A 26,235-nucleotide genomic window follows, 5' to 3' on the forward strand; every position below is an offset into this window, starting at 1 on the left:
CAGGACCACCAACGGGGGCACCGCGTGAGCAACATTCCCGAGACCGGGCGGACCCAGCGGGTCCAGATCCGGCTCATCGTCATCCAGGTCCTCGTCTTCTCGCTGCTGCTCACCCTCGGCGGGCGCCTGTGGTACCTCCAGATCCGCAACGGCGACGAGTACACCGCCGAAGCCGCGGGCAACGGTGTGCAGCAGGTCGTCCAGCCCGCCGTGCGCGGCTCGATCCTCGACGCCCGCGGCGTGCCGCTCGCCGACAACGAGACCCGCCTCGTCGTCTCCGCGAGCCGCACCGAGCTGCTGAAGATGAAGGACGACGGCGTCGGCGTCCTCACCCGGCTCGCCGACGTCCTGGACATGAAGGCGAAGGACGTCCAGGACAAGGTCCGCCTCTGCGACTCCAAGACCCCCCAGCCCTGCTGGAACGGATCGCCGTACCAGCCGATCCCGGTCACCGACGAGGCCACCACCCAGCAGGCCCTCCAGATCCGCGAGCGCGCCGAGGACTTCCCCGGCATCACCGCCGAACCCACCGCCGTACGCCGCTACGCCGCACCCGGCAAGGCGAAGACCGCGCAGGTCCTCGGCTACCTCTCGCCCGTCACCGACGACGAGATCCAGAAGGCGCAGGACGGCCCGTCGCCCTACCTCCGCTCCGACCAGGTCGGCCGCTCCGGCCTGGAGCGCACGTACGACAAGGAACTGCGCGGCAAGGCGGGCGTCACCCGCTACGAGGTCGACAACCTCGGCCGCGTCATGGGCGAGGCGGAGAACGACCCGGCGGTCTCCGGCTCCACCCTCGTCACCAGTCTCGACGCCCGCGTCCAGGCGGTCGCCGAGTACGAGCTGGCCGCCGCGATGAAGCTGGTCCGCGGCGAGACCGACAAGATCACCGGCCGTAAGTACGAGGCCGACTCCGGCGCCGTCGTCGTGATGGAGTCGAAGACGGGCCGCATCGTGTCGATGGCCTCCCAGCCCGACTACGACCCCAACGACTGGGTCGGCGGCATCTCCGGCAAGCAGTACGCCAAGCTCACGAGCAAGAAGTCCAACTACCCGCTGCTCAACCGGGGCATCCAGGGCCAGGCCCCCGCCGGCTCGATCTTCAAGGTGGTCTCCGCCAGCGCCGCCGTGCGCGGCGGCCACGCCTTCAACGACCTCTACCAGTGCAGCAGCTCCTACAGCCTCGGCAACCAGACCTTCGCCAACTTCGAGTCCCAGGGGCACGGCCCCATCACCCTCGGCGACGCGCTCAAGTACTCCTGCAACACCGTCTTCTACCGCCTCGGCCACGAGGAGTGGGCGAAGGACGGCGGCATAAAGCCGAAGAAGGATGCCAAGGACTGGTTCTACCGCACCGCCCGCGACTTCGGGCTCGGCGCCGAGACCGGCATCGACCTGCCCAACGAGGTCAAGGGCCGCATTCCGGACCGCCAGTGGAAGCAGGACTTCTGGGAGGCCAACAAGGACTCCTGGTGCAAGGAGGGCAAGAAGGGCGGCACCTACGTCCAGCAGATCGCGTACGAGAGCTGCCTCGAAGGCAATCAGCTCAAGGCCTACGACAGCATCAACTACTCGATCGGCCAGGGTGACGTGCTGGTCACACCCATCCAGATGGCCACCGCCTACGCCGCCATCAGCAACGGCGGCACCCTCCACGAGCCCACCGTCGGCAAGGCCGTGATCAGCCCCGACGGCAAGACCGTGCGGGAGATCGAGCCCAAGGCCAGCGGCAAGCTGCCGGTCGACGCCCAGACCGTCAAGGACCTCGACAAGGGGCTGCGCTCGGTGGTCGAGCCCGGCGGCACCGCCGCCTGGCGGTTCGGCGGCTGGCCGCAGGACAAGATCCCGATGCGCGCCAAGACCGGTACCGCCCAGGTGTACGGCAAGCAGACCACCGGGTGGTTCGCGACCTACACCGACGACTACACGATCGTCATGACGATCTCCCAGGGCGGCACCGGCTCCGGCTCCGCCGGGCCCGCCGTCCGCAAGATCTACGACGCGCTCTACGGCCTCGACGCCGAGGGCAACCAGGACAAGAAGAAGGCCCTGCTGCCGAAGCCCCAGAAGGCGCTGCCGAAGATCCAGCCCGACGGCTCGATCTACGCCCCCAAGGTCAAGCCCTACGACCCGACCCCGGCCGCGCCCGAGGAGCAGCCGGGCGGACAGGAACCCCAGTTGCCCCTGCCGCCCGGAGGCCAGCCCGGACTCACCGGATCACCGGCGTCGAACGGGAGGCAGCCCTGATGGCAGGTGGATTCTCCGTCTCCCGCTACGGCCCCGACGAGGGCTCCTGGGCCAAGCTGACCGCCCGCGACTCCCTCGTACGTCGGCTGGACTGGCCGCTGCTCGGGGCCGCGCTCGCGCTCTCGTTCCTCGGCGCGCTGCTCGTGTGGTCCGCGACCCGCAACCGCGACCACCTCACCCAGGGAGACCCGTACTTCTTCCTCCTGAGGCACGCCCTCAACACCGGCATCGGCCTCGCCCTGATGATCGGCACGATCTGGCTCGGCCACCGCACGCTGCGCGGGGCCGTCCCGGTCCTCTACGGCATCTCGGTGCTGCTGGTCCTGGCGGTCCTCACCCCGCTCGGCACCACGGTCAACGGCGCCCACGCGTGGATCAAGCTCCCCGCGGGCTTCTCGATCCAGCCCTCCGAGTTCACCAAGATCACCATCATTCTCGTGATGGCGATGCTGCTGGCGGCCCGCGTCGACGCGGGAGACCAGGTCCACCCCGACCACCGGACCGTCGCCAAGGCGCTGGGCCTCGCGGCCATTCCCATGGCCATCGTCATGCTGATGCCGGACCTCGGCTCGGTGATGGTGATGGCCGTCATCGTCCTCGGCATCCTGCTGGCCTCCGGAGCCTCCAACCGCTGGGTCTTCGGCCTCCTCGGCGCGGGCGTGGCCGGAGCCGTCTCCATCTGGCAGCTCGGCCTGCTCGACGACTACCAGATCGCCCGCTTCGCCGCCTTCGCCAACCCCGCGCTCGACCCGGCGGGCGTCGGCTACAACACCAACCAGGCCCGCATCGCGATCGGCTCCGGCGGACTCACCGGCACCGGGCTCTTCGAAGGCACCCAGACCACCGGTCAGTTCGTGCCCGAGCAGCAGACCGACTTCGTCTTCACCGTCGCCGGCGAGGAGCTGGGCTTCCTCGGCGCGGGACTGATCATCGTGCTCCTGGGCGTCGTCCTGTGGCGCGCCTGCCGGATCGCCCGCGAGACCACCGAGCTGTACGGCACGGTCGTCGCCGCCGGGATCGTCGCCTGGTTCGCCTTCCAGTCCTTCGAGAACATCGGCATGACACTCGGCATCATGCCGGTCGCCGGGCTGCCGCTGCCCTTCGTCTCCTACGGAGGATCCTCGATGTTCGCCGTCTGGGTGGCGATCGGGCTGTTGCAGTCCATCAGGGTGCAACGGCCGATGTCCGCCTGAACCCGCCGCCCGCCGGGTAGGTGTCCGTACATGGCGGACACCAAGCGCGAGATCGAGCGGAAGTACGAAGCCACCGACGACACCCGGCTGCCCGACCTGACCCGGGCGGCCGGGGTCGACCGGACGGTCCACCGCGGCCCGACCGAGCTCGACGCCGTCTACTACGACACCGCCGACCTCCGCCTCGCCGCCGGCGCCCTCACCCTGCGCCGCAGGACCGGCGGGGCGGACGAGGGCTGGCACGCGAAGTTCCCCGTCGCCGTCGGCGTCCGGGACGAGATCCACGAGCCGCTCTCCGACGCGGTGCCGCCCTCGCTGGCGGCCCTGCTCCGCTCCCGGGTCCGCCACGCGGAGATCGCCCCCGTCGTCCGGCTGCTCTCCGCCCGCGACGTCCACCACCTGCTGGCCGCCGACGGGACCCTCCTCGCCGAGGTCAGCGTCGACAACGTGCTCGCGGAGCGCCTCGCGGGGGAGGGCAGCGGCGCCACCGCCACCTGGACCGAGATCGAGGTGGAGCTGGCCGACGACGGCGACCCCGCGATCCTGGACGCCGTCGAGAAGCGGCTGCGCAAGGCCGGGGTGCGCCCCGCGGAGTCCTCCTCGAAGCTCGCCAGGGCGCTGGCGGAGACGACACCCGTACAGGACGGGGAAGCGCGGGAGAAGGACGCGCCGCACACCGCGGGCGACCACGTCCTCGCCTACGTACGCAAGCAGATCTCCGCGATCGTCCGCCTCGACCCCGCCGTCCGCCGCGACCTGCCCGACTCCGTGCACAAGATGCGCGTCGCCACCCGCAGGCTGCGCAGCACCTTCAAGACCCACCGCAAGATCCTCGACCGCGAGGTCACCGACCCCCTCGGCGCGGAGCTCAAGTGGCTCGCCGCCGAGCTGGGCCTCGACCGTGACCAGGAGGTCCTGGACGAGCGCCTCGGCTCCCGCGTCGAGGCCCTGCCCGCCACCCTGACGCTGGGCCCGGTCCGCGGCCGCCTCCGCGCCTGGTCGGCCGCCCGCCGCACCGGATCGCGCCGCAGGATCGTCGACGTACTGGACGGAAAGCGGTATCTGGACCTGCTGGACGCCCTCGACGCGCTGAGCACCGACCCGCCCCTGCGCCCCGCCGCCGGCCGCGCGCCCGGCAAGGCACTGCCCCGGGCGGTGCTCAAGGACTACGAGCGCCTCGCCGCCCGCGTCGGCCACGCCTTCGGCCGGCCGCCCGGACCGGAGCGCGACGCGGCGCTGCACGAGGCCCGCAAGGCCGCCAAGCGTGCCCGGTACGCGGGCGAGGCGGCCCGCCCCGCGCTCGGCAAGCCCGCCAAGCGCTTCGCCAAGCGCGTGAAGGCCGTGCAGAGCGTCCTCGGCGACCACCAGGACAGCGTCGTCGCCCGCGAGACGCTGCGCGCGCTCGCGATCCAGGCGCACGCGGCGGGGGAGACCGCGTTCACCTGGGGTCTCCTGTACGGGCAGGAGGAGGCCGCCGCCGAGGCCCGGGAGCGGGAACTGCCCGATGTCTGGGCCCGCGCCAGTGCCCCCGGACCGCTCGCGGATCTGAGGCCTTGAGTACCGGGGTACGCTGGATGGTCACCCCTGCCGGCTCACGAAGGTTCGCGAGATGTCTGCCGCATCGGTCTTCCCACAGCTCGAAGCTCTGCTCCCGCATGTGCAGAAGCCCATCCAGTACGTCGGCGGTGAGCTGAACTCCACCGTCAAGGAGTGGGACAGCTGCGACGTCCGCTGGACCCTCATGTATCCCGACGCCTACGAGGTCGGACTCCCCAACCAGGGCGTCATGATCCTCTACGAGGTGCTCAACGAGCGCGAAGGCGTCCTCGCCGAGCGCACGTACAGCGTCTGGCCCGACCTCGAAGCGCTGATGCGCGAGCACGACGTGCCGCAGTTCACCGTGGACAGCCACCGCCCCGTCGGCGCGTTCGACGTCTTCGGGCTGAGCTTCTCCACCGAGCTGGGCTACACCAACATGCTCACCGCCCTGGACCTCGCGGGCATCCCGCTGGAGTCCAAGGACCGCACCGTCGATCACCCGATCGTCCTCGCGGGCGGCCACGCCGCGTTCAACCCCGAGCCGATCGCGGACTTCATCGACTGCGCGGTCGTCGGCGACGGCGAGCAGGCCGTCCTGGAGATCACCGAGATCATCCGCGCCTGGAAGGCCGAGGGCCGCCCCGGCGGCCGCGACGAGGTGCTCTTCCGGCTGTCGAAGACCGGCGGCGTCTACGTCCCGCGCTTCTACGACGTCGAGTACCTCCCCGACGGCCGCATCGGCCGCGTCGTGCCCAACCGGTCCGGTGTGCCGTGGCGGGTCTCCAAGCACACGGTGATGGACCTCGACGAGTGGCCCTACCCCAAGCAGCCGCTCGTCCCGCTCGCGGAGACCGTGCACGAGCGGATGTCCGTGGAGATCTTCCGAGGCTGCACCCGCGGCTGCCGCTTCTGCCAGGCCGGCATGATCACGCGCCCCGTGCGGGAGCGAAGCATCACCGGCATCGGCGAGATGGTCGAGAAGGGACTCAAGGCGACCGGCTTCGAGGAGGTCGGCCTGCTCTCGCTCTCCTCCGCCGACCACAGCGAGATCGGCGACATCGCCAAGGGCCTGGCCGACCGCTACACCGAGGACAAGGTCGGCCTCTCGCTGCCCTCGACCCGCGTCGACGCGTTCAACGTCGACCTGGCCAACGAGCTGACCCGCAACGGCCGCCGCTCCGGCCTCACCTTCGCCCCCGAGGGCGGCTCCGAGCGCATGCGCAAGGTCATCAACAAGATGGTCTCGGAGGAGGACCTGATCCGGACGGTCGCCACGGCCTACGGCAACGGCTGGCGTCAGGTGAAGCTGTACTTCATGTGCGGCCTGCCCACCGAGACCGACGAGGACGTCCTCCAGATCGGCGACATGGCGGTCAACGTCATCGCCAAGGGCCGCGAGGTCTCCGGCCAGAACGACATCCGCGCCACGGTCTCCATCGGCGGCTTCGTGCCCAAGCCGCACACGCCCTTCCAGTGGGCCCCGCAGCTCAGCGCCGAGGACACCGACGCCCGGCTGAAGAAGCTCCGCGACAAGATCCGCGGCGACAAGAAGTACGGCCGCTCCATCGGCTTCCGCTACCACGACGGCAAGCCCGGCATCGTCGAGGGCCTCCTCTCGCGCGGCGACCGCCGCGTCGGCTCCGTCATCCGCGCGGTCTACGAGTCCGGCGGCCGCTTCGACGGCTGGCGCGAGCACTTCAGCTACGACCTCTGGATGAACTGCGCCGACAAGACGCTGCCCGGGTTCGGGGTCGACGTCGACTGGTACACCACCCGCGAGCGCACCTACGAGGAGGTCCTGCCCTGGGACCACCTCGACTCCGGCCTGGACAAGGACTGGCTCTGGGAGGACTGGCAGGACGCGCTCGACGAGACCGAGGTCGAGGACTGCCGCTGGACCCCCTGCTTCGACTGCGGCGTCTGCCCGCAGCTCGACCTGGACATCCAGATCGGCCCGACCGGCAAGAAGCTCCTGCCGCTCAGCGTCGTGAACAAGTAACGCGCCCCCGATCGACCCGCAGGCCCGGTCCGGCAACCCCGGACCGGGCCTGACGCGTCCTTGAGGGCATGGACTACGGCAAGCACCGGGCCCCTCAGGGCTACGAGCCCGGCGAATCCATCCCGACCACCCTGATCAGGGTCCCGGTGCGGATCGTGGTCGTGGTGCTCGTCCTGCCCGTCCGCATGGTGGGGGACGCGCTCACCGCCCTCTGGCGCGCCGCCGACCGCGTCCTGCTGCGCCCGCTCGGCCGGGCCCTGGCGTGGCTCCTCGACACCCTCGTACTGACCCCGCTGACCTGGCTGTACAGCTGGGTCCTGACACCGCTCGGCAAGGCCGCCTCCTGGCTGGCCGTCGCCCTCCTCCTGTGGCCCTGGATCGGCCTGTGGCGGTACGTGCTCGTCCCCGTCGCCCGCTACGGGATCGCCGCGCCGGCGGCCTGGCTGTACCGGGCCGTCCTCACCCCGCTGGGCCACGGGCTGCGCTGGATCGGCACCGCCCTGCCGGCCCCGGCGGCACGCGGTCTCGGAACCGGCCTGGCCCGGCTGCTCGCCACCCTGCTCGTCCTGCCGGTCGCGGCGCTGTGGCGGTACGTGGTCGTCCCGGTGGTCCGCTACGGCCTGATCCTCCCGGTGGTGTGGCTGTACGGGACCGTCCTCACCCCCATCGGCCTCGGCACCGCCTGGGTCCTGGACAGGCTGTGGCAGGGCACGGCCTGGGTCCTCGGCCAACTCCGGCGGGGGATCGCGGCCATCGGACGCGGGCTGGCCATCGCCCTCGCCCGGCTGGTCATGACGCTGCTCGTGGCGCCCGTCTCCTGGGCGTACCGCCACGTCCTCGCCCCGGTCGGCCGGGAGATCGCCGCCGCGTTCGAGGTCGCCCGGCGGATCGCCGGGTACGTCTCCCGAGCCGTCGGCCGGGCCCTCGCCCGGCTGGTCATGGCGCTGCTCGTGGCGCCCGTCTCCTGGGCGTACCGCACCCTGTTCACCCCGGTCGGCCACGTCCTGCGCGACTCCGTGTGGGCCCCGGCCCGCCGCGCCGCCGCCGAGGCGGGCCGGGCCGCCCGCGCGGCCCTCGCGTCCGCCCGGGAAACCGTGCGCCGGGCCCGCCGCGACGCCTGGCGGGCACTGGCCGGCAGCGCGGGCGGCACCCGGTCCGGGGAACCGCTGGGGATGCCTGCGCGTACTCTGGGTAGTACAACGACTGTCCCCAGCGCGGCGCAGGCGCCCGAGACCCCTCTTCCCGGCGAGAAACTCGTCTGGCGGGGGTGAGCCGGAGCGGCACCCGGGGGTCACCCGAATCTCGTGGGCGGCGCGCCACCGCGCCCGCCCCGCACCGAGGAGAAGAACCACTGGGCAAGCGACAGCCCGAAGGCCCGCCGCCCGCACCGGCAGTGCAGCGCATCCGCCTGCGCTACACCAAGCGCGGCCGCCTCCGGTTCACCAGCCACCGAGACTTCCAGCGGGCCTTCGAGCGGGCACTGCGCCGCTCCGAGGTGCCGATGGCGTACTCGGCGGGCTTCACCCCCCACCCCAAGGTCTCCTACGCCAATGCCGCACCCACCGGCACGGGCAGTGAGGCGGAGTTCCTGGAGATCGCCCTCACCGAGACGCGGGACCCCGAGGTCCTGCGCGGACTGCTCGACGCGTCGATGCCGGACGGCCTCGACATCATCGACGCGGTGGAGGCCCGCACCTCGGGCCTGGCCGAGCGACTCACCGCGTCCGTCTGGGAGATGCGCCTGGACGGCGTCGACCCCGAGGACGTCCGCACGGCCGTGGCCGCGTTCAACGACGCCGAGGCCGTGGAGGTCCAGCGCAAGGCGAAGAACGGCATCCGGACGTTCGACGCCCGTGCCGCCGTCGCCGACCTGCGGGTCGTCGACGCTCCGGCCGATAGGCCGGGCGAGCGGCCCTGTGCGATACTGCGCCTGGTTGTTCGGCACGTGACACCTGCCGTGCGACCCGACGACGTCCTGTCCGGTCTCCGAGCTGTGGCCGACCTGGCGCCGCCCGTCCCCGCCGCGGTGACGAGGCTGGCGCAGGGGCTCTTCGACGAGGAGTCCGGCACGGTGACCGACCCGCTCGCGCCCGACCGCGAGGCCGCCCCGACCGCACATTCCGCGGTCGCCGGGGCAGCCGTCGCGACGGCGCCGGAAGGTGCAGGTTCCGCGTAAGGCGGTCGTTGTAGCGCAGCCCTCCGACTCGGGAGCCACCTGGGTCGGGCCGCGCACTGACCCATAAGACTTTCGCCAGGCCGTAGGCATACCGCATACGGAACCGGCGAGCCAGACATCAGTTCCCGTGCGGCGCCCGCGCCCCGGACGGCGGTATCGCACCACTGCGGACCGTGCCGGACCGGAATCAGACGCGGCGCCCGGGAGCACGACGGGAGAACCGCCCGCATGCCTCAGCCGAACGAACCCGGCACGACCGGGAACAACGAAGAGAACACCCCCGGGGACAAGCTGCCGCCGCGCCGCAGGCGCCGCGCCGCTTCCCGCCCGGCGGGCCCGCCCGGTGCGACCGCGGCCCCCGCCGAGGACGTCACGCCGGCCATACCGGCCGACGGGTCCGCCGCCCCGGCCGCGGACGACACGCCCGGGGAAACGGTCGCCGAGACCGCCCCGCCCGCCCGTGCGCGCCGTCGCGCCGTGCGTAAGGCCACCGCGCCCGCCGGAGCCCCGGAGCCGGTGGAGCACACCCAGCCCGCCCCGGTCGCCGAGGCCCCCGCGCCCGTCGCCGCCGAGGAGGAGCCCGGCGCACCCGCGCCGCGCACCCGCCGCCGTGCGGTGCGCAAGGCGACCGCCCCGGCCGGCGCGCCGGAGGCCGCCGAGACCGTGGCCCCGGTCGTCGAGACCCCGGCCGAGCCCGCCGATGAGGCCGAGCCCGAGGAAGAGGCCGAGGCCGTCGTCGAGGTCGTGGAGGAGCCCCCGGCGCCCCGCCGCCGTCGCGCCTCCCGCAAGGCCACCTCGCCCGCGGGCGCCCCGGCAGCGGCCGAGGCCGCCGTCGTGGTCGAGCCGGCCGTCGTCGCCGAGCCCGCCGTAGTTGCCGAGCCCGCCGTCGCCGAGCCGGAACCCGTCGAGGCCCCTCGCGGCCGTGCCCGCCGCCGTGCGTCGGCCCCGGCCGGTACGCCGGGCGTCGCCGGGCCCGCCGCCGCGACGGTGACCGAGCCGGCGCCCGTCGCCGCCGAGGCCCCCGCGGCCGAGGCCGGGGCCGTGGAGGAGACCCCGGCCCCGCGCGCCCGCCGCCGGGCGTCCCGCAAGGCGTCCGCGCCCGCCGGTACGCCGCAGTCGGCCGTCGAGACCCCCGCGGAGTCCGTCGAGGCCGGCGAGAGCCTGCCCGCCGCCGTCGCCGAGGAGCTCGCCGCCGAGGTGGAGGAGGTCGAGGAGGCCGCCCCGCGCGGACGCCAGCGCCGCCGGGCCACCGCCGCCGCCGGTCGCCCCGAGTTCACCGCCAAGACCGACGAGCCGACCCGCAAGGGCCGGCGCGCGACGCGCCCCGCCGTCGCCGTCTTCCAGGCCCCGGTCTTCGCCGAGCCGATGTTCCAGACCCCCGAGACCGCGGCCGCCGCCGCTGCCGCGGCCGGTTCCCCCTCGGCGCCCGACGAGGCCGACGAGGTCGAGGAGCAGCAGACCGTCGAGGTCGAGCAGAGCGCTCCGCCCGCCGAGGCCGCGCCGCAGGGCGGCTCGCGCCGCCGTCGCCGCCGTCGTGGCGAGGCCGACGCGACCGAGCAGGCCGCCGAGCCCGCCGCTCCCGTGGAGGCCCCCGCCGAGCAGCCCGCCGACGAGGCCCCCGAGACCGAGACGGACGAGCACGAGGGCGAGGACACCGACGAGTACGGCGACCGCCCCTCGCGCCGTCGCCGTCGTGGCGGCCGTCGCCGCCGTCGTGGCGAGGCCAACGACACGGACGACGAGCAGCACGGCGACGACGCGCCCGCACCGTCCCGCGCCGAGGAGCCCCGCTCCGAGGACGAGCAGGACCGGGGCCGGGGCCGGGGCCGGGGCCAGGCCGCGGACGCCGACGAGAACGACGAGGACGACGACGACTCCTCGGCCTCCGGGTCGAGCAGCAGCCGCCGTCGCCGCCGTCGCCGTCGCCGCAGCGGTGACGCCGCCGCCGAGGCCGACCACGGCACCACCGACGACCCGGAGCGCACGGTCGTCAAGGTCCGCGAGCCCCGCAAGAAGGAGGAGCGCGAGCCGGGCACCGGTTTCGACGAGGTCCAGTCCATCAAGGGCTCGACCCGTATGGAGGCCAAGAAGCAGCGCCGCCGCGAGGGGCGCGAGCAGGGCCGCCGCCGGGTCCCGATCATCACCGAGGCGGAGTTCCTCGCCCGCCGCGAGGCCGTCGAGCGGGTGATGGTCGTCCGCCAGAGCGGCGAGCGCACCCAGATCGGCGTCCTCGAGGACAACGTGCTCGTCGAGCACTACGTCAACAAGGAGCAGGCCACCAGCTACGTCGGCAACGTCTACCTGGGCAAGGTCCAGAACGTGCTGCCGTCCATGGAGGCCGCCTTCGTCGACATCGGCAAGGGCCGCAACGCCGTCCTGTACGCCGGTGAGGTCAACTTCGAGGCGCTCGGCATGGCCCACGGGCCGCGCCGCATCGAGACCGCGCTCAAGTCCGGCCAGTCCGTCCTGGTCCAGGTGACCAAGGACCCGATCGGCCACAAGGGCGCGCGTCTGACGAGCCAGGTCTCGCTGCCCGGCCGCTACCTCGTCTACGTGCCCGAGGGCTCGATGACCGGGATCAGCCGCAAGCTGCCCGACACCGAGCGCTCCCGCCTCAAGACCATCCTCAAGAAGATCGTCCCCGAGGACGCGGGCGTCATCGTGCGCACCGCCGCCGAGGGCGCGAGCGAGGACGAGCTGCGCCGTGACGTCGAGCGGCTCCAGGGGCAGTGGGAGGACATCCAGAAGAAGGCGAAGGGCACCAGCGGCTCCAACGCGCCGACGCTGCTCTACGGCGAGCCGGACATGACCGTCCGGGTCGTCCGCGACATCTTCAACGAGGACTTCTCCAAGGTCATCGTCAGCGGCGACGAGGCGTGGGAGACCATCCACGGCTATGTCTCGCACGTCGCACCCGACCTCACCGAGCGGCTCTCCCGCTGGACCTCCGAGGTCGACGTCTTCGCGACGTACCGCATCGACGAGCAGCTGATGAAGGCGCTGGACCGCAAGGTCTACCTGCCCAGCGGCGGTTCGCTGGTGATCGACAAGACCGAGGCGATGATCGTCGTCGACGTCAACACCGGCAAGTTCACCGGCCAGGGCGGCAACCTGGAGGAGACCGTCACCAGGAACAACCTGGAGGCGGCCGAGGAGATCGTGCGCCAGCTGCGGCTGCGCGACCTCGGCGGCATCGTCGTCGTCGACTTCATCGACATGGTGCTGGAGTCCAACCGGGACCTGGTGCTGCGCCGTCTCCTGGAGTGCCTGGGCCGCGACCGCACCAAGCACCAGGTCGCCGAGGTCACCTCGCTGGGCCTGGTCCAGATGACCCGCAAGCGGGTGGGCCAGGGTCTGCTGGAGTCCTTCTCCGAGACCTGCGTCCACTGCAACGGGCGCGGCGTCATCGTCCACATGGAGCAGCCGACGTCCGTCGGCGGCGGTGGCGGCGGCAAGAAGTCCAAGAAGCGCGGCCGCGGCGGCGCCGGCCAGGACCACGAGCACGGCCTGGACCACGAGCACGGTCACGACGAGCACGCGGCCGAGCCCGCCGAGACCGAGGCCGAGCTGGCCGCCGAGGTCGCCGCCCCGGTGGCCGTCGAGCCCGAGGTCACGGCCGACGAGGAGTTCTACAGCAGCCCCGCCGAGGCGGAGGCGGCCGCCACGCGCGGCCGTGGCCGCCGTCGGGCCTCCCGCAAGGCGTCGGCCCCGGCCGGCGCCCCGAGGGCCGAGGCTCCCGCCCCGGCCGTCGAGGCCCCCGTGGCAGAGCCCCGGCCCGAGCCGGTTCCCGACACGCCCGCCGAGGTCGCTGCCGAGGAGGCCGCCGAGGCCCCCGAGGCTCCGGTCGAGGCCGCGCCGCAGGGCCGCCCGCGCCGCCGGGCCACCCGTAAGGCGACCGCCCCGGCGGGTTCGCCGAAGCAGGCCGAGGCCGCGGAGCCGGTCCGGCCGGCCGAGCCCGCCACGGACCCGGTCGCGGTCGAGGACCCGGTCGTCGAGGCGCCCGCCGTCGACACGCCGGCGCCCGAGGCCCCGGAGGAGAAGGCCCCCGAGGAGAAGGCCCCCGAGGCCGAGGCTCCCGCGGCCGCCCCGCCGCGCGCCCGGCGCCGGGTGACCCGCAAGGTCACCGCACCGGCGGGCTCGCCCACCGGGTCGGACGACGCGGAGGTCGTCGTGGTCGCTCCGGCGCCCGAGGCGAAGGCCCCGGAATCCGACGGCCAGGTCGCCGAAGGAGTCACGGAATCCACCGGAACGGCGGAATCCGAATCCGCTGAGCCGGCCCCGGCGAAGAAGACGGCCCGCAAGGCCGCGGCCAAGAAGGCCCCGGCGAAGAAGACGGCCGCCAAGAAGACCGTCGCGAAGAAGACCGCCGCGAAGAAGACGACGGCCAAGACGGCCGCGAAGAAGACGACGAAGAAGACCGTCGCCGCTGAGCAGTCGTCGCCGTCCGTAACGGCTTCCGCGCCTTCCGTGGAAGGCGAGTCGTCGGCCGGCTGATGAATGCGTAACCGGTTGTTCATCTTCAGGTGTCCCGCTCCGAGCACATGGGGGCGGGACACCTGCTTTGTTTCAGAACTGATGCAAGGGTCGGTTAACGAGCCCGAAATGGGGCGAGAAATCCCTGATAATGTGACGGCGGTTGCCATGCGTGTGAGCGTTCTTCACGAAACTACGGTTGGTGACAAGGCCCGGCGAAGATACCGACCGGGCCGGATTCCTCGGCAGGGCGTCGGCATCGCGCCGGTGGGGTTTGCGCGCGACCTCGGTGAGACGTCCCGCACCTCGGAGCTCTGCCTGGTTACGAGCTCTTGCGGTGTTCAAGGAGGACGTTCATGACGAGCATCAACGAGCAGCCGATTCCTGCTGCCCGCCCGGTCATCGGGGAAGACGAGATCGAGGCCGCGGTGCGTGTGCTGCGCAGCGGTCGCGTCGTGCAGGGCCCGGAGGTCGCGGCCTTCGAGGAAGGCTTCTCCCGCCTGGTCGACGACCGGCACTGCGTCGCCGTCAACTCGGGGACCTCGGCCCTCCACCTGCTGCTGCTGGCCCTGGGCATCGGCCCCGGCGACGAGGTGATCGTCCCCTCCTTCTCCTTCGCCGCCTCCGCGAACGCGGTCCGCCTCGTCGGCGCCGACGTGGTGTTCGCCGACATCGAGCCGGGCAGCTTCGGCCTCGACCCGGCGGCGGTCGAAGCCGCGATCACGCCGCGCACCGCCGCCATCATGCCGGTGCACCTCTACGGCCACCCCGCCGCGATGGACAAGCTCATGCCCATCGCCGACAGGCACAAGCTCGCCGTCGTCGAGGACGCCTGTCAGGCCCACGCCGCGGCGCTGAACGGCACCCCGGTCGGCGCGTTCGGCGCGGGCGGCACCTTCAGCTTCTACCCGACCAAGAACATGCACTCCCTCGAAGGCGGCATGGTCACCACGGCCGACGCCGAGCTGGCCCGCACCCTGCGCCTGCTGCGCAACCAGGGCATGGAACAGCGGTACGCCAACGAGATCGTCGGCGCCAACATGCGGATGACCGACGTGTCCGCCGCCGTCGGCCGCGTACAGCTCGGCAAGGTGGAGGGGTGGACCGAGCAGCGCCGCGCCAACGCCGCGTACCTCGACGCCCGCATCACCGCCCCGGCCGTCACCACGCCGCCGGTGGCCGAGGGCGCCCGGCACGTCTACCACCAGTACACCGTGCGGATCAGCGGCGACCGGGACGCCGCGATGGCGAAGCTCACCGAGGCGGGCATCGGCAACGCCGTCTACTACCCGACGCCGATCCACCGGCTCAAGCCCTACTGGGAGCCGGACCAGAAGGCCGGCCGCACCTGGGACCTGCCCGAGACCGAGCGGGCCGCCGCCGAGGTCGTCTCGCTGCCCGTCCACCCCTCGCTCACCGAGGGTGACCTGGAGCGGATCGCCGCCGCCGTGAACTCGCTGGGGGAGAACCTGTGAGCGCCGTACTGAAGGCCGGACTCGTCGGCCTCGGCTCCATGGGCCGCCACCACGCCCGCGTCCTGGCGAGCCTGGAGGGCGTCGAACTGGTCGGCGTCGTCGACCCGATGGGCGACAAGAACGGCTGGGCCCAGGGCGCTCCCGTCCTGTCCACCGTCGAGGAGCTCCTCGCCCTCGGCATCGACTACGCCGTCGTGGCCTGCCCGACCGCGCTGCACGAGGAGGTCGGCCTCCAGCTCGCCGACGCCGGTGTCAGCGCCCTCGTCGAGAAGCCGCTCGCCGACACCGTCGAGGGCGCCCGCCGCCTCGTCGAGGCGTTCGAGTCGCGCGGCCTGGTGGCCGGCGTCGGCCACATCGAACGCTGCAACCCGGCCCTGCTCTCGCTCCGCGCCCGCCTGGAGGCGGGCGAGCTGGGCGACGTCTACCAGGTCGTCACCCGCCGCCAGGGCCCCTTCCCGCACCGGATCGCCGACGTCGGCGTGGTCAAGGACCTGGCCACCCACGACATCGACCTGACGGGCTGGGTCACCGGACAGACCTACACCTCGATCGCCGCCCACACCGTCTCCAAGTCCGGCCGCCCGCACGAGGACATGGTCTCCGCCGTGGGGCAGCTGTCCGACGGCACGATGGTCAACCACCTGGTCAACTGGCTGAGCCCGCTCAAGGAACGCTTCACCTCGGTCACCGGTGAGCGCGGCTGCTTCATCGCCGACACCCTCACCGCAGACCTCACCTTCCACTCCAACGCCGCGGTCACCACCGAGTGGGAGGCGCTGCGCGCCTTCCGCGGGGTCTCCGAGGGCGACATGATCCGCTACGCCATCCCCAAGCGCGAGCCGCTGCTCGTCGAGCACGAGCTGTTCCGCGACGCCGTACAGGGCAAGCCCGCCGACATCTGCACGCTGCGCCAGGGGCTCCGTACGGTCGAGGTCGCGGCCTCCGTGCTGGAGTCCGCCACCAACGGCGCCACGGTGCTGCTCGCGGGGGACCGGGAGCGGAACCAGGGGTCGAGTAGGTGACCTCACCCGATGTCACGGTGATCGTAGCCGTCTACAACACGATGCCGTATCTCACCGAGTGCCTGAACTCGCTGGTGGGTCAGAGCATCGGCCATGAGCGACTCCAGGTCGTGGCGGTCGACGACGGTTCGACCGACGACAGCGGTAAGGAGCTCGACCGCTTCGCGCAGCGGTACCCGGACGTCTTCACCGTCGTCCACCAGCCCAACTCGGGTGGCCCGGCCGCTCCGAGCAACCGCGCCCTCGACCTGGCGACCGGCCGGTTCGTCTACTTCATCGGCTCGGACGACCACCTCGGCGAGGAGGCGCTGGAGCGGATGGTCGCCTGCGCCGACGCCAATGGGTCCGACGTGGTCGTCGGCAAGATGGTCGGCACCAACGGGCGTTATGTCCACCAGAAGCTCTACACGGGCAACCGCGACGTCACGCTCGACGACGCCGAGCTGCCCTTCACCCTGGCCAACACCAAGCTGTTCCGCCGCGAACTGGTGGAGAAGCACGGGCTCCGCTTCCCCGAGGACATGCCGGTCGGCAGCGACCAGCCGTTCACGATCGAGGCGTGCGTCCGGGCCCGGAAGATCTCCGTGATCTCCGACTACACCTGCTACTACGCGGTCAAGCGCGGTGACGCGAGCAACATCACCTACCGGGCGGACCATCTGGCGAGGCTCCGCTGCGTCGAACGGATCATGCAGCACACCGCCGCGCTGATCCCCGCCGGCCCGCGGCGTGACGCCGTGTTCAAGCGGCACTTCGCCTGGGAGCTGACCAAACTCCTGCAGAGGGACTTCCCCACGCTCGACGCCGACACCCGCCGCCAGGTGTGCGAGGGCGTGGGCGCGCTGGTCGACGCCTACTTCACCGACGCTCTGCGCGACGCCACCGGCGTCAAGCGCCGGGTGCGCTTCGGTCTCGCCCGCAGCGGCGCCGTCGAGGAGCTCACCCGCGCCATCGCGGAGGAGACCGAGCACGGAGCGCCTCCGTTCGTGCTGGACGGCGACCGGGCCTTCGCGTCCTACCCCGGATTCCGGGACGCCGCGGTCGGCCTGGACGACCGGTACTACGAGGTGCGGGAGACGGTGGCCGGCCGCCTCTCCACCGGTACGCGACTGGAGAAGGCCGACTGGGAGCAGCACGGCACGGAGCTGTCCTGCGTCGTGAGGCTGCGTGTCGGCATCACCGGTGACACGTCCTCGGCCGTCATCGCCCTAGCCCAGGGCGCCATGCCGCAGAGCGCGGACAAGCCCGGCGCGCGCAAGCTCCCGAAGGACGCCCCGCGCCCGAAGCGCAGCGGCACGCTCACCGCCGACGCGGCCGAGGACGGCGGCACCCTGCTGACCGCCCGTATCCCGCTCGCACCCGGGCGGGCCAAGAAGGGCGTCCGCCTCTACGTGGAGGTGGCGGGCTCCCGGTACGAGATCCCGGTCCGCACCGAGGGGCGGCCGATGCCGCTGGCGCGGCGCTGGGGGAGCACCGACCCCCACCGGGTGGCGGCGAACACCAACACCAAGGGCCGGCTCGTGATCACGACGGCCCCGCTGCGGGAACCGAAGTCCGGCGTGGGCGCACGGCTGCGCCGAACGCTTTCCAGGTCGAAGAGGAAGTAACCCGATGAATATCTGTGTAGTCGCGCTCGGCAAGATCGGACTTCCGCTCGCCGTGCAGTTCGCCGCCAAGGGCCACAAGGTCATCGGCGCGGACGTCAACGAGAAGGTCGTCGAACTCGTCAACGCGGCCACCGAGCCGTTCCCCGGTGAGCACGACCTCGACCGTCTGCTCAAGGAGACCGTGGGCGCCGGCCTGCTCTCCGCCACGACGGACACCACGGCCGCGGTCGCCGCGTCCGACGCCGTCGTGGTCGTCGTCCCGCTCTTCGTGGACGCCGAGGGCACCCCCGACTTCGGCTGGATGGACTCCGCCACCAAGGCCATCGCGGCGGGCCTGAAGCCGGGCACCCTGGTCAGCTACGAGACCACGCTGCCGGTCGGCACGACCCGTACCCGCTGGGCGCCGATGCTGGCCGAGGGCTCGGGCCTGACCCCCGGCGAGGACTTCCACCTGGTCTTCTCCCCGGAGCGGGTGCTCACCGGCCGGGTCTTCGCCGACCTGCGCCGCTACCCCAAGCTCGTCGGCGGCATCGACGAGGCGTCCGCGGAGCGCGGCGTCGCCTTCTACGAGGCCGTCCTCGACTTCGACGAGCGCGAGGACCTGCCCCGCCCCAACGGCGTCTGGGACCTCGGCACGGCGGAGGCCTCCGAGCTGGCGAAGCTCGCCGAGACCACCTACCGCGACGTCAACATCGGCCTGGCCAACCAGTTCGCCCGGTTCGCCGACCGGAACGACATCGACGTCAAGAAGGTCATCGAGGCCTGCAACAGCCAGCCCTACAGCCACATCCACCAGCCCGGCATCGCCGTCGGCGGCCACTGCATCCCGATCTACCCGCGGATGTACCTGTGGAACGACCCGGAGGCCACGGTCGTGCGCTCGGCCCGCGAGGCCAACGCCGCGATGCCCGCGTACGCCGTCGACCTGCTGGCCGCCGCCTACGGCGACCTGGAGGGCGTCGGGGTCCTGGTGCTGGGCGCGGCCTACCGCGGCGGCGTCAAGGAGACCGCGTTCTCCGGCGTCTTCGGCGTCGTCGAGGCCCTCAAGGCGCGTGGCGCGGTGCCGTTCGTCTCGGACCCGATGTACACGCCCGAGGAGCTGACCGCCCTCGGCCTCGTCCCGCACGATGCCCACCAGGCCGTCACCGCCGCGATCCTCCAGGCCGACCACGCCGAATACCGCGAGCTGTCCGCCGCCGACCTCCCGGACGTCCGCGTGCTGGTCGACGGCCGCCGCACCACGGACCCCGCGAACTGGGCGGGCGTACGCCGCGTGGTCATCGGTGGCTGAACACCCACCCGCAGAGAAGATGGAAGACATGCCACAAGGACGCCCCGGACGAGTCGTGATGCTCGTCGACAACACCATCGACGGTGACTCGCGCGTTCAGAAGAGCGCGCGGGCCATGGCGGAAGCGGGCTGGGAGGTCCACCTCATCGGTCGGGCTCCCTCGTCCGGCCCCGACAGCTACCAGCTCGGCGACGCCTGGATCCACCGGCTGGCGCTGAGGCGACTGCCGCCGCGCAAGACGCTCAGGCGGCGCCTGTCCCGACTCCGCTACCCCCTGGCCTACCAGAACCAGGACAAGGCGATGCTCAAGACCCGGAGCATCAAGGTCATCTGGGCCGAACTGGAGATGACCAAGGCCGCGGCCGACGCGCGCACCGGCATCTCCCGGGAGCCCAGGACCAAGCAGCTGCCGATACTCGCCCAGCGGACGGCCGGGAAGCTGCGGCGCACCACGATCAAGGTGCGGGCCCAGCAGACGAAGGCGCGCGCCGGTAACTGGGGCGACCAGGACGGTGCCTGGGAAGAGGTGGAGCGCCGCTTCTGGAGCACCGCCATGGGGGACCGGGCCTGGCGACGGCTCGACCCGCTGCCGCTCCGCTACGAGCTCAGCTACCGGGAAAAGATCGAGGAGCTTCAGCCCGATCTGATCCACGCGCACGACTTCCGCATGATCGGTGTCGGCGCCCGTGCGGCGGTCCGCGCCCGCCAGTCGGGCCGGGACGTCAAGGTCGTCTACGACGCCCACGAGTTCGTACCGGGCCTCGCCCAGGCCAAGCGCTCGCGGAAGTGGCTGGCCTCACAGGTCGCCTACGAGCGCGAGCACATCGGATTCGCGGACGCGATCGTGACGGTCTCTCCCGCCCTGGCGGAGATGCTGGAGACCGCGCACGGCCTCGCCGAGCGTCCGGTGGTGACCCTCAACGCACCGCCCAAGCTGGTGCCGGACGAGGTGGGCGGCGAAGAGGCGTGGACCACGACCGAAGGCGCACGGGACGTTCGTGAGGCGTGCGGGCTGGGTCCGGACGTGCCCCTGGTGGTCTACTGCGGAGGGGCCGCGCCCCAGCGGTGCCTGCACACCATCGTGGAATCGCTGCAGTACGCGCCCGACGTGCACGCCGCGTTCATGATCAACAATCTCGACGGCGACTACGTGAACTCCCTCCGCGCGCTCGCCGCCGAGCTCGGGGTCACGGACCGGATCCACCTCATGCCGTACGTTCCGTACGACGTGCTGGTGCGGTTCCTGTCCACCGCGGACGTCGGCATCCACCCGCTGCGCAAGGGACCCGTCAATCACGAGGTCGCGCTGAGCACGAAGTTCTTCGAGTTCATGCAGGCGCGGCTGCCCGTGGTGGTGAGCGACGTCAAGGCGATGTCGGACGAGGTCACCCGCGTCGGCAACGGCGAGGTCTTCCGTTCCGAGGACAGCAAGGACCTCGCGCGCGCGGTCGGCATGATCCTCAACGACCGGGACCGCTACACCGCCGCGTACGACCGGCCCGGCATGCTCGACGAGTGGAGCTGGGAAGCGCAGGCGGAGAAGTACGTGGTCCTGTACGAGCGGCTGCTGAAGGATCTCGCCTGATCACGGCCGGCTGTGGTCCCGGCCGGCCGGAACCACAGCCGGCCGGGACGGCGAAGGGCTCACCCGCAGGTGCGGGTGAGCCCTTCGCCGGTTCTCGGGTCAGCCGCGGCGGGTGGCCTGCTCCATGAGCTGGACGACGCGCTGGGCGGCCGTGCCGTCGCCGTACGGGGCGCCGCGCGGGGCCTCGGGGACGGGGCGGGTGGCGAGGGCGCTCCACTCGGCCGGAGCCATCGTGTGCGGGTCGGGGACGAGGTGGTTCCAACCGTCCTCAAGGGTCTCGACCCACTCGGTCTCCGGCCGGATGGTCGTGCAGACGCGATCCAGCAGGAACGCCTCCTTCTGGAGCCCGCCGGAGTCCGTCACCACACCGGACGAGGCGAGAACGGCCGCGACGAGCCCGGCGTACGGCAGCGGTCGGCCCACGTGGACCGAGCCCTGCGACAAGTCGATGCCGTGCTGCGTGGCGCGGGCCGTGAGCCGGGGGTGAGCCAGGAGTGCCACCGGCACCGGCAGCGAGGCCAGCGCCCCGATGATGGCGGACAGCCGCTCGGGATCGTCCGTGTTGTCCGGGCGGTGCAGGGTCGCGAGCAGGAACGGCTCGGCGGGGTCGATGCCCTCGGGCAGCGCCGGAGCCGGGTGCTCGCCCGCGAGGACGGCGTCCCGGATCCGCAGACAGATGTCGACCATCACGTCGCCGGCCAGCGCCGACCGCTCCGCGAGGCCCTCGGCGGCGAGGTGGCGCATGGCCTCCTCGGTCGGCGCCAGCAGCAGGTCGGCGCAGTGGTCCGTCAGCACCCGGTTGTGCTCCTCGGGCATCCGGCGGTTGAACGACCGGAGGCCGGCTTCGAGGTGCGCGACGGGAAGGTGCTGCTTGACCGCCGAAAGGGCCCCGGCGATCGTGGAGTTGGTGTCGCCGTACACCAGGACCCAGTCGGGCTGTTCGGCTTCCAGCACCGGGTCCAGGGCGGAGAGCACCGACCCGGTCTGCACCCCGTGGCTTCCGGAGCCGACGCCGAGGTGCACATCCGGATCCGGGATGCCGAGGCCGGAGAAGAAGACATCCGAGAGGTCCGCGTCGTAGTGCTGTCCGGTGTGGACGATGACGTGTTGGTGATCCGTCTGAGCGAACGCCGCCGCGACAGGAGCCAGCTTCACCAACTGGGGGCGGGCACCTACGATGCTGATGACTTTCATTGCACGCTCTTCTTCTCGGTTGTTCGACGTGGAGGTACGGGCAACGCCGCTGCGTTCACGAACGCGGCGGGACCTGTCCGGGACCTGCACTCACGGATTGCTCCGCGCGCGGGCGGCGGGCCGACCCGCCAGGACCCCGGCTGCGGAGCAGACGTTCGAGTGGATGTTCCAGGCAATGGTAAGCAAAGGCGGCCAGGGCCAGGCTCAGTACGAGGGTCGCGACCCAGATGCCGACGATCTCGGGTCCTCCCACCGGGGTGCCGAACGCTCCCACCAGAGCTCTGAGCACGATCTCGTGGAACAGGTACCAGGCGAACGACCACTGCCCGAGCCTCACCATGCCGGGCCCGGCGAACGGAGTCCGCCGCCGCTCGACGTCGGCCGTCGCCGCCGCCGCGACCAGGAGGGCGAAGAACGGCGCGGACAACAGGTGGGAGGCGCTGTACGGGCTGTACCAGACGCTGTCGGGCACCGCGTCGGACCAGGGGATCAGCACCAGGTGCCAGGCGATGACCAACGCGACGGCCGCGCCGAGCCCGCACGGGGGACGCCAACCGCGCTTGACGGCCAGCCCGGCGGCCACGCCGAGGGCGAACTGGAGCGTCCGGGTCGGCGGGAAGTAGTCGAGCGCCCACAGCCGCACCAGCGAGTCGGTGAACAGGGCCCCGCTCAGCCAGACGCCCACCGAGCCGGCGCACACGGCGACGGCGATCACCGCACGGCCACGTGGGCTCCGCATCAGGGGGAGCGTCAGCAGCACCGGGAAGAGCAGGTAGAACCACGCCTCGTCGCTGAGGGACCAGGCCGCCGGGTTCCCTCCCACCAGATAGGAGCGCTCGGGAACCCAGGAGTTCACCAGGGCCAGTGTGGCCGCGACCCCGCGCAGGGACACGTCGGTGCCCAGCGCCCGCCACACGGCGACGGAAGCCACGGTCGACACCGCCAGCAGCGGCCAGATCCGGGCGAACCTGCGCCAGAGGAAGACGCCCGCGGGCACGGTCTTGCCGTCGTACGTCCAGGCCAGTACGAACCCCGACAGGATGAAGAAGAAGGTCACCCCGCTCCGTCCGTACCAGGCGAGATCGCTGATGCTGGGCAGCTCCCCGGCCTGCCGGGAGAGGTGATAGAGCACCACGGCCAGGGCTGCCCAGAAACGTAGTCCGGTCAGCGAATCCAGCCGGGCACGGCCTGTGGCCTCCGGCTTGAGGTCCCTCGCCATGAGCGTCGCTTTCTTCTAGGGGTGGAAGTGCCGAGGGCCCTCGGTGAGGCCGCCCGCTCCGGCCCGCGGACCCGCGGGGGCACACGTCGGCTGCCCTCCGCGAGGGAAGCGGGCGGTGCCCGGCTCAGACCCGCACTTCTTCGAGAGCCCCGTCCTTCTCCTCGTACGCCGCCCCGCTCTGCGGGCACTCCCACACCCCCGGCTCGCCCTCGCGTGCGACCAGGCGGACACCGCTGCGGCCGACCCAGCCGATCCGCCGGGCCGGCACGCCGACGACCAGAGCGAAGTCCGGGACGTCCTTGGTCACCACGGCACCCGCCGCGACCATGGACCACCGGCCGATCCGCACCGGCGCGACACAGACCGAGCGCGCGCCCAGCGAGGCGCCCTCGGCGACCTTGACGCCCACGGCCTCCCAGTCACCGCCGCGCTTCTGCTTGCCGTCCGGGTCGACCGAGCGCGGGTTGTGGTCGTTGGTGAGGACCACCGCCGGGCCGACGAAGACGCCGTCGCCGAGCTCGGCGGGCTCGTACACGAGGGCGTAGTTCTGGAGCTTGACGTTGTTGCCGATGCGCACACCCGTGCCGACGTAGGCGCCCCGCCCGACGACGCAGCCCTCCCCGAGCTTCGCTCCCTCACGGATCTGCGCCAGCTCCCAGACGCTGCTGCCCGCCCCGATCTCGGCGGTCTCGTCGACCTGGGCGGTGGGCTGGACCCTGTAGTTCACGGCATGCCTTTCGGAGAGCTGGTGAGCCCCGAAAGCATAAGGCGGGCGGTGCGCGGCCTCCCCGGCCGGAGGCCCGGCCCCGGCCCCGCGCCCCGGTTTGACCCCCACACCCCCGCCCCGTAACCTTGACCCTCGGTGTGTTTCCTTAATACGCCTACCCCTGAGCACATCCCTCCCGGTAACGGTCGGTGTTCGCGCCGTCCGCCAGGAGAGGCCGCTCATCCTTCCGGATCGTCCCGGGCCCCGGCCCGTGCGAGCGGCTGGCATCAGGGGATCCGTTCCGAGCGAGAGAGAGATCCGCGTGTACGCCATCGTGCGCAGCGGTGGTCGCCAGCACAAGGTAGCTGTCGGCGACATCGTTGAGGTTGACAAGATTTCCACTGCCAAGGTTGGCGACACGGTCGAGCTCTCGACCCTGCTCGTTGTCGACGGTGACGCGGTCACCAGCGACCCGTGGGTGCTGGACGGCATCAAGGTCACGGCCGAGATCGTGGACCACCACAAGGGCGCGAAGATCGACATCCTTCGCTACAAGAACAAGACCGGCTACCGCCGTCGCCAGGGTCACCGCCAGCAGTACACGGCGATCAAGGTCACCGGTATCCCCGCGGCTGCGAAGTAAGGGACTGAGAACACATGGCACACAAGAAGGGCGCATCTTCCACTCGGAACGGGCGCGATTCCAATGCTCAGCGGCTCGGCGTGAAGCGCTTCGGCGGTCAGGCCGTCAACGCCGGTGAGATCCTGGTCCGCCAGCGCGGCACCCACTTCCACCCGGGCACGGGCGTCGGCCGTGGCGGCGACGACACGCTGTTCGCGCTGGCCGCCGGTGCGGTGGAGTTCGGTACGCACCGTGGCCGCAAGGTCGTGAACATCGTTCCGCTCGCCGTCTGATCCTTCTCAGCGCGCGCAGAACGACACACAGCACCTTCCGAGGGCGGATCTCAGCTTTCCCGGCGAACGGGGAAGCGGGTCCGCCCTCGGCGTGTTACGACAGAGACAATTCCGTATTTTCCTGCTGTACCTGGAGGCACCAACCATGACCACCTTCGTGGACCGCGTCGAGCTGCATGCCGCCGCGGGTAACGGAGGCCACGGCTGCGCCTCCGTCCACCGTGAGAAGTTCAAGCCGCTGGGAGGCCCCGACGGGGGCAACGGCGGACGCGGCGGCGATGTGATCCTCGTCGTCGAGCAGTCCGTGACCACGCTGCTGGACTACCACCACAGCCCCCACCGCAAGGCCACCAACGGCCAGCCCGGCGCCGGCGACAACCGCTCCGGCAAGGACGGCCAGGACATGGTCCTGCCGGTCCCCGACGGCACCGTGGTGCTCGACAAGGCCGGGAACGTGCTCGCCGACCTCGTCGGCCAGGGCACCACCTTCGTGGCCGGTCAGGGCGGCCGCGGCGGCCTCGGCAACGCGGCGCTGGCCTCGGCCCGCCGCAAGGCCCCGGGCTTCGCGCTGCTCGGCGAGCCGGGGGAGAGCCGGGACATCGTCCTGGAGCTCAAGACCGTCGCCGACGTGGCCCTCGTGGGCTACCCGAGCGCGGGCAAGTCCTCGCTGATCTCGGTGCTCTCCGCGGCCAAGCCGAAGATCGCGGACTACCCGTTCACCACCCTCGTGCCGAACCTCGGCGTCGTCACCGCCGGCTCGACCGTCTACACCATCGCGGACGTCCCCGGGCTCATCCCCGGCGCCAGCCAGGGCAAGGGCCTCGGCCTGGAGTTCCTGCGGCACGTCGAGCGCTGCTCGGTGCTCGTGCACGTCCTGGACACCGCGACCCTGGAGTCCGACCGCGACCCCGTCTCCGACCTCGACATGATCGAGGAGGAGCTGCGACTCTACGGCGGCCTGGAGAACCGGCCCCGCATCGTCGCCCTCAACAAGGTCGACATCCCGGACGGCCAGGACCTCGCCGACATGATCCGCCCCGACCTGGAGGCCCGCGGCTACCGCGTCTTCGAGGTCTCCGCGATCGCGCACAAGGGTCTCAAGGAGCTCTCGTTCGCGCTCGCCGGGATCATCGCCGAGGCGCGCGCCACCAAGCCGAAGGAGGAGGCGACCCGCATCGTCATCCGCCCCAAGGCCGTCGACGACGCGGGCTTCACGGTCACCGCGGAGGGCGAGGACCTCTACCGGGTGCGCGGCGAGAAGCCCGAGCGCTGGGTGCGCCAGACCGACTTCAACAACGACGAGGCCGTCGGCTACCTCGCCGACCGGCTCAACCGCCTCGGCGTCGAGGCCGCCCTGATGAAGGCGGGCGCCCGGGCCGGCGACGGCGTCGCGATCGGCCCCGAGGAGAACGCGGTCGTCTTCGACTGGGAGCCGACCGTGACCGCCGGCGCCGAGATGCTCGGCCGCCGCGGCGAGGACCACCGCCTGGAGGAGCCGCGCCCCGCCGCGCAGCGCCGCCGGGACCGCGACTCCGAGCGCGACGACGCGGAGAAGGAATACGACGAGTTCGACCCCTTCTAAAGAGGCGTCCCG

The 26,235-nt window shown here is 71.9% G+C and carries 18 protein-coding genes; 15 read left to right on the forward strand and 3 right to left on the reverse strand.

Annotated elements, in window-relative coordinates; all coding sequences use genetic code 11:
* The first annotated feature begins 24 nt into the window (after positions 1-24).
* From mrdA to ACIRJT_RS22115, 12 genes are all read left to right on the forward strand, one after another.
* Complete coding sequence (gene mrdA / locus ACIRJT_RS22060) at positions 25-2,247, forward strand: penicillin-binding protein 2 (protein WP_403911596.1); 2,223 nt, start codon at positions 25-27, stop codon at positions 2,245-2,247.
* Positions 2,247-3,440, forward strand: coding sequence for a rod shape-determining protein RodA (gene rodA / locus ACIRJT_RS22065; RefSeq protein WP_403911598.1), 1,194 nt, complete (start codon positions 2,247-2,249; stop codon positions 3,438-3,440). Before mrdA ends, rodA begins: the two co-directional genes overlap by 1 nt.
* 30 nt (positions 3,441-3,470) lie before the next feature.
* Entirely contained in the window at positions 3,471-4,997 is a 1,527-nt protein-coding gene (locus ACIRJT_RS22070) for a CHAD domain-containing protein (protein ID WP_403911600.1), read from the forward strand.
* A gap of 52 nt (positions 4,998-5,049) precedes the next feature.
* Positions 5,050-6,978 (forward strand): TIGR03960 family B12-binding radical SAM protein, encoded by a 1,929-nt coding sequence (locus tag ACIRJT_RS22075; protein ID WP_403911602.1) that lies wholly within the window; start codon positions 5,050-5,052, stop codon positions 6,976-6,978.
* Positions 6,979-7,046: 68 nt separating this feature from the next.
* A complete protein-coding gene (locus tag ACIRJT_RS22080; RefSeq protein ID WP_403911604.1) occupies positions 7,047-8,249 on the forward strand; it encodes a hypothetical protein in 1,203 nt (400 codons plus the stop codon).
* 122 nt (positions 8,250-8,371) lie between these two features.
* On the forward strand, positions 8,372-9,154 hold the full coding sequence (locus ACIRJT_RS22085) for a TIGR03936 family radical SAM-associated protein (RefSeq protein ID WP_382241347.1): 783 nt from the start codon (positions 8,372-8,374) through the stop codon (positions 9,152-9,154).
* 228 nt (positions 9,155-9,382) lie between these two features.
* Entirely contained in the window at positions 9,383-13,648 is a 4,266-nt protein-coding gene (locus ACIRJT_RS22090; RefSeq protein ID WP_403911606.1) for a ribonuclease E/G, read from the forward strand.
* A gap of 335 nt (positions 13,649-13,983) precedes the next feature.
* Complete coding sequence (locus ACIRJT_RS22095; RefSeq protein ID WP_403911608.1) at positions 13,984-15,102, forward strand: DegT/DnrJ/EryC1/StrS family aminotransferase; 1,119 nt, start codon at positions 13,984-13,986, stop codon at positions 15,100-15,102.
* Positions 15,099-16,124 (forward strand): Gfo/Idh/MocA family protein, encoded by a 1,026-nt coding sequence (locus ACIRJT_RS22100; RefSeq protein WP_403911609.1) that lies wholly within the window; start codon positions 15,099-15,101, stop codon positions 16,122-16,124. The genes ACIRJT_RS22095 and ACIRJT_RS22100 overlap by 4 nt, the downstream gene beginning before the upstream one ends.
* A complete protein-coding gene (locus ACIRJT_RS22105; RefSeq protein ID WP_403911611.1) occupies positions 16,121-17,731 on the forward strand; it encodes a glycosyltransferase family 2 protein in 1,611 nt (536 codons plus the stop codon). The genes ACIRJT_RS22100 and ACIRJT_RS22105 overlap by 4 nt, the downstream gene beginning before the upstream one ends.
* A 4-nt stretch (positions 17,732-17,735) precedes the next feature.
* A complete protein-coding gene (locus tag ACIRJT_RS22110; RefSeq protein WP_403911613.1) occupies positions 17,736-19,022 on the forward strand; it encodes a nucleotide sugar dehydrogenase in 1,287 nt (428 codons plus the stop codon).
* Positions 19,023-19,050: 28 nt separating this feature from the next.
* Positions 19,051-20,607 (forward strand): glycosyltransferase family 4 protein, encoded by a 1,557-nt coding sequence (locus ACIRJT_RS22115; protein ID WP_403911615.1) that lies wholly within the window; start codon positions 19,051-19,053, stop codon positions 20,605-20,607.
* Positions 20,608-20,706: 99 nt separating this feature from the next.
* Here ACIRJT_RS22115 and wecB read toward each other — a convergent pair whose 3' ends face one another.
* The 3 genes from wecB to ACIRJT_RS22130 all read right to left on the reverse strand — a co-directional run bounded on the left by wecB (position 20,707) and on the right by ACIRJT_RS22130 (position 23,747).
* Complete coding sequence (wecB, locus tag ACIRJT_RS22120) at positions 20,707-21,801, reverse strand: non-hydrolyzing UDP-N-acetylglucosamine 2-epimerase (protein WP_403911617.1); 1,095 nt, start codon at positions 21,799-21,801, stop codon at positions 20,707-20,709.
* 55 nt (positions 21,802-21,856) lie between these two features.
* A complete protein-coding gene (locus ACIRJT_RS22125) occupies positions 21,857-23,020 on the reverse strand; it encodes an acyltransferase family protein (protein ID WP_403911619.1) in 1,164 nt (387 codons plus the stop codon).
* Between the two features lie 124 nt (positions 23,021-23,144).
* On the reverse strand, positions 23,145-23,747 hold the full coding sequence (locus ACIRJT_RS22130; protein ID WP_403911621.1) for an acyltransferase: 603 nt from the start codon (positions 23,745-23,747) through the stop codon (positions 23,145-23,147).
* A 301-nt stretch (positions 23,748-24,048) separates the two neighbouring features.
* On the opposite strand from ACIRJT_RS22130, the gene rplU reads away from it, so the two are divergent.
* The 3 genes from rplU (at position 24,049) to obgE (ending at position 26,223) form a co-directional block, all read left to right on the forward strand.
* Entirely contained in the window at positions 24,049-24,369 is a 321-nt protein-coding gene (gene rplU, locus ACIRJT_RS22135) for a 50S ribosomal protein L21 (RefSeq protein WP_003969204.1), read from the forward strand.
* A gap of 14 nt (positions 24,370-24,383) precedes the next feature.
* A complete protein-coding gene (rpmA, locus tag ACIRJT_RS22140) occupies positions 24,384-24,641 on the forward strand; it encodes a 50S ribosomal protein L27 (protein ID WP_026291105.1) in 258 nt (85 codons plus the stop codon).
* Positions 24,642-24,786: 145 nt separating this feature from the next.
* The gene (obgE, locus tag ACIRJT_RS22145) at positions 24,787-26,223 is read left to right on the forward strand and encodes a GTPase ObgE (protein ID WP_007449691.1); all 1,437 of its coding nucleotides are present in this window, start codon (positions 24,787-24,789) and stop codon (positions 26,221-26,223) included.
* Positions 26,224-26,235 lie beyond the last annotated feature (12 nt).

This window comes from Streptomyces sp. NPDC102283, from assembly GCF_044766265.1.
Classification (GTDB): Bacteria; Actinomycetota; Actinomycetes; order Streptomycetales; family Streptomycetaceae; genus Streptomyces.

Bases quoted from the DNA above. Each gene is read 5' to 3' on its own strand.
- rodA (WP_403911598.1), top strand. From the start codon at position 2,247: ATGGCAGGTGGATTCTCCGTCTCCCGCTACGGCCCCGACGAGGGCTCC.
- ACIRJT_RS22070 (WP_403911600.1), top strand. From the start codon at position 3,471: ATGGCGGACACCAAGCGCGAGATCGAGCGGAAGTACGAAGCCACCGAC.
- ACIRJT_RS22075 (WP_403911602.1), top strand. From the start codon at position 5,050: ATGTCTGCCGCATCGGTCTTCCCACAGCTCGAAGCTCTGCTCCCGCAT.
- ACIRJT_RS22080 (WP_403911604.1), top strand. From the start codon at position 7,047: ATGGACTACGGCAAGCACCGGGCCCCTCAGGGCTACGAGCCCGGCGAA.
- ACIRJT_RS22090 (WP_403911606.1), top strand. From the start codon at position 9,383: ATGCCTCAGCCGAACGAACCCGGCACGACCGGGAACAACGAAGAGAAC.
- ACIRJT_RS22095 (WP_403911608.1), top strand. From the start codon at position 13,984: ATGACGAGCATCAACGAGCAGCCGATTCCTGCTGCCCGCCCGGTCATC.
- ACIRJT_RS22110 (WP_403911613.1), top strand. From the start codon at position 17,736: ATGAATATCTGTGTAGTCGCGCTCGGCAAGATCGGACTTCCGCTCGCC.
- ACIRJT_RS22115 (WP_403911615.1), top strand. From the start codon at position 19,051: ATGCCACAAGGACGCCCCGGACGAGTCGTGATGCTCGTCGACAACACC.
- wecB (WP_403911617.1), bottom strand. From the start codon at position 21,801: ATGAAAGTCATCAGCATCGTAGGTGCCCGCCCCCAGTTGGTGAAGCTG.
- ACIRJT_RS22125 (WP_403911619.1), bottom strand. From the start codon at position 23,020: ATGGCGAGGGACCTCAAGCCGGAGGCCACAGGCCGTGCCCGGCTGGAT.
- rpmA (WP_026291105.1), top strand. From the start codon at position 24,384: ATGGCACACAAGAAGGGCGCATCTTCCACTCGGAACGGGCGCGATTCC.
- obgE (WP_007449691.1), top strand. From the start codon at position 24,787: ATGACCACCTTCGTGGACCGCGTCGAGCTGCATGCCGCCGCGGGTAAC.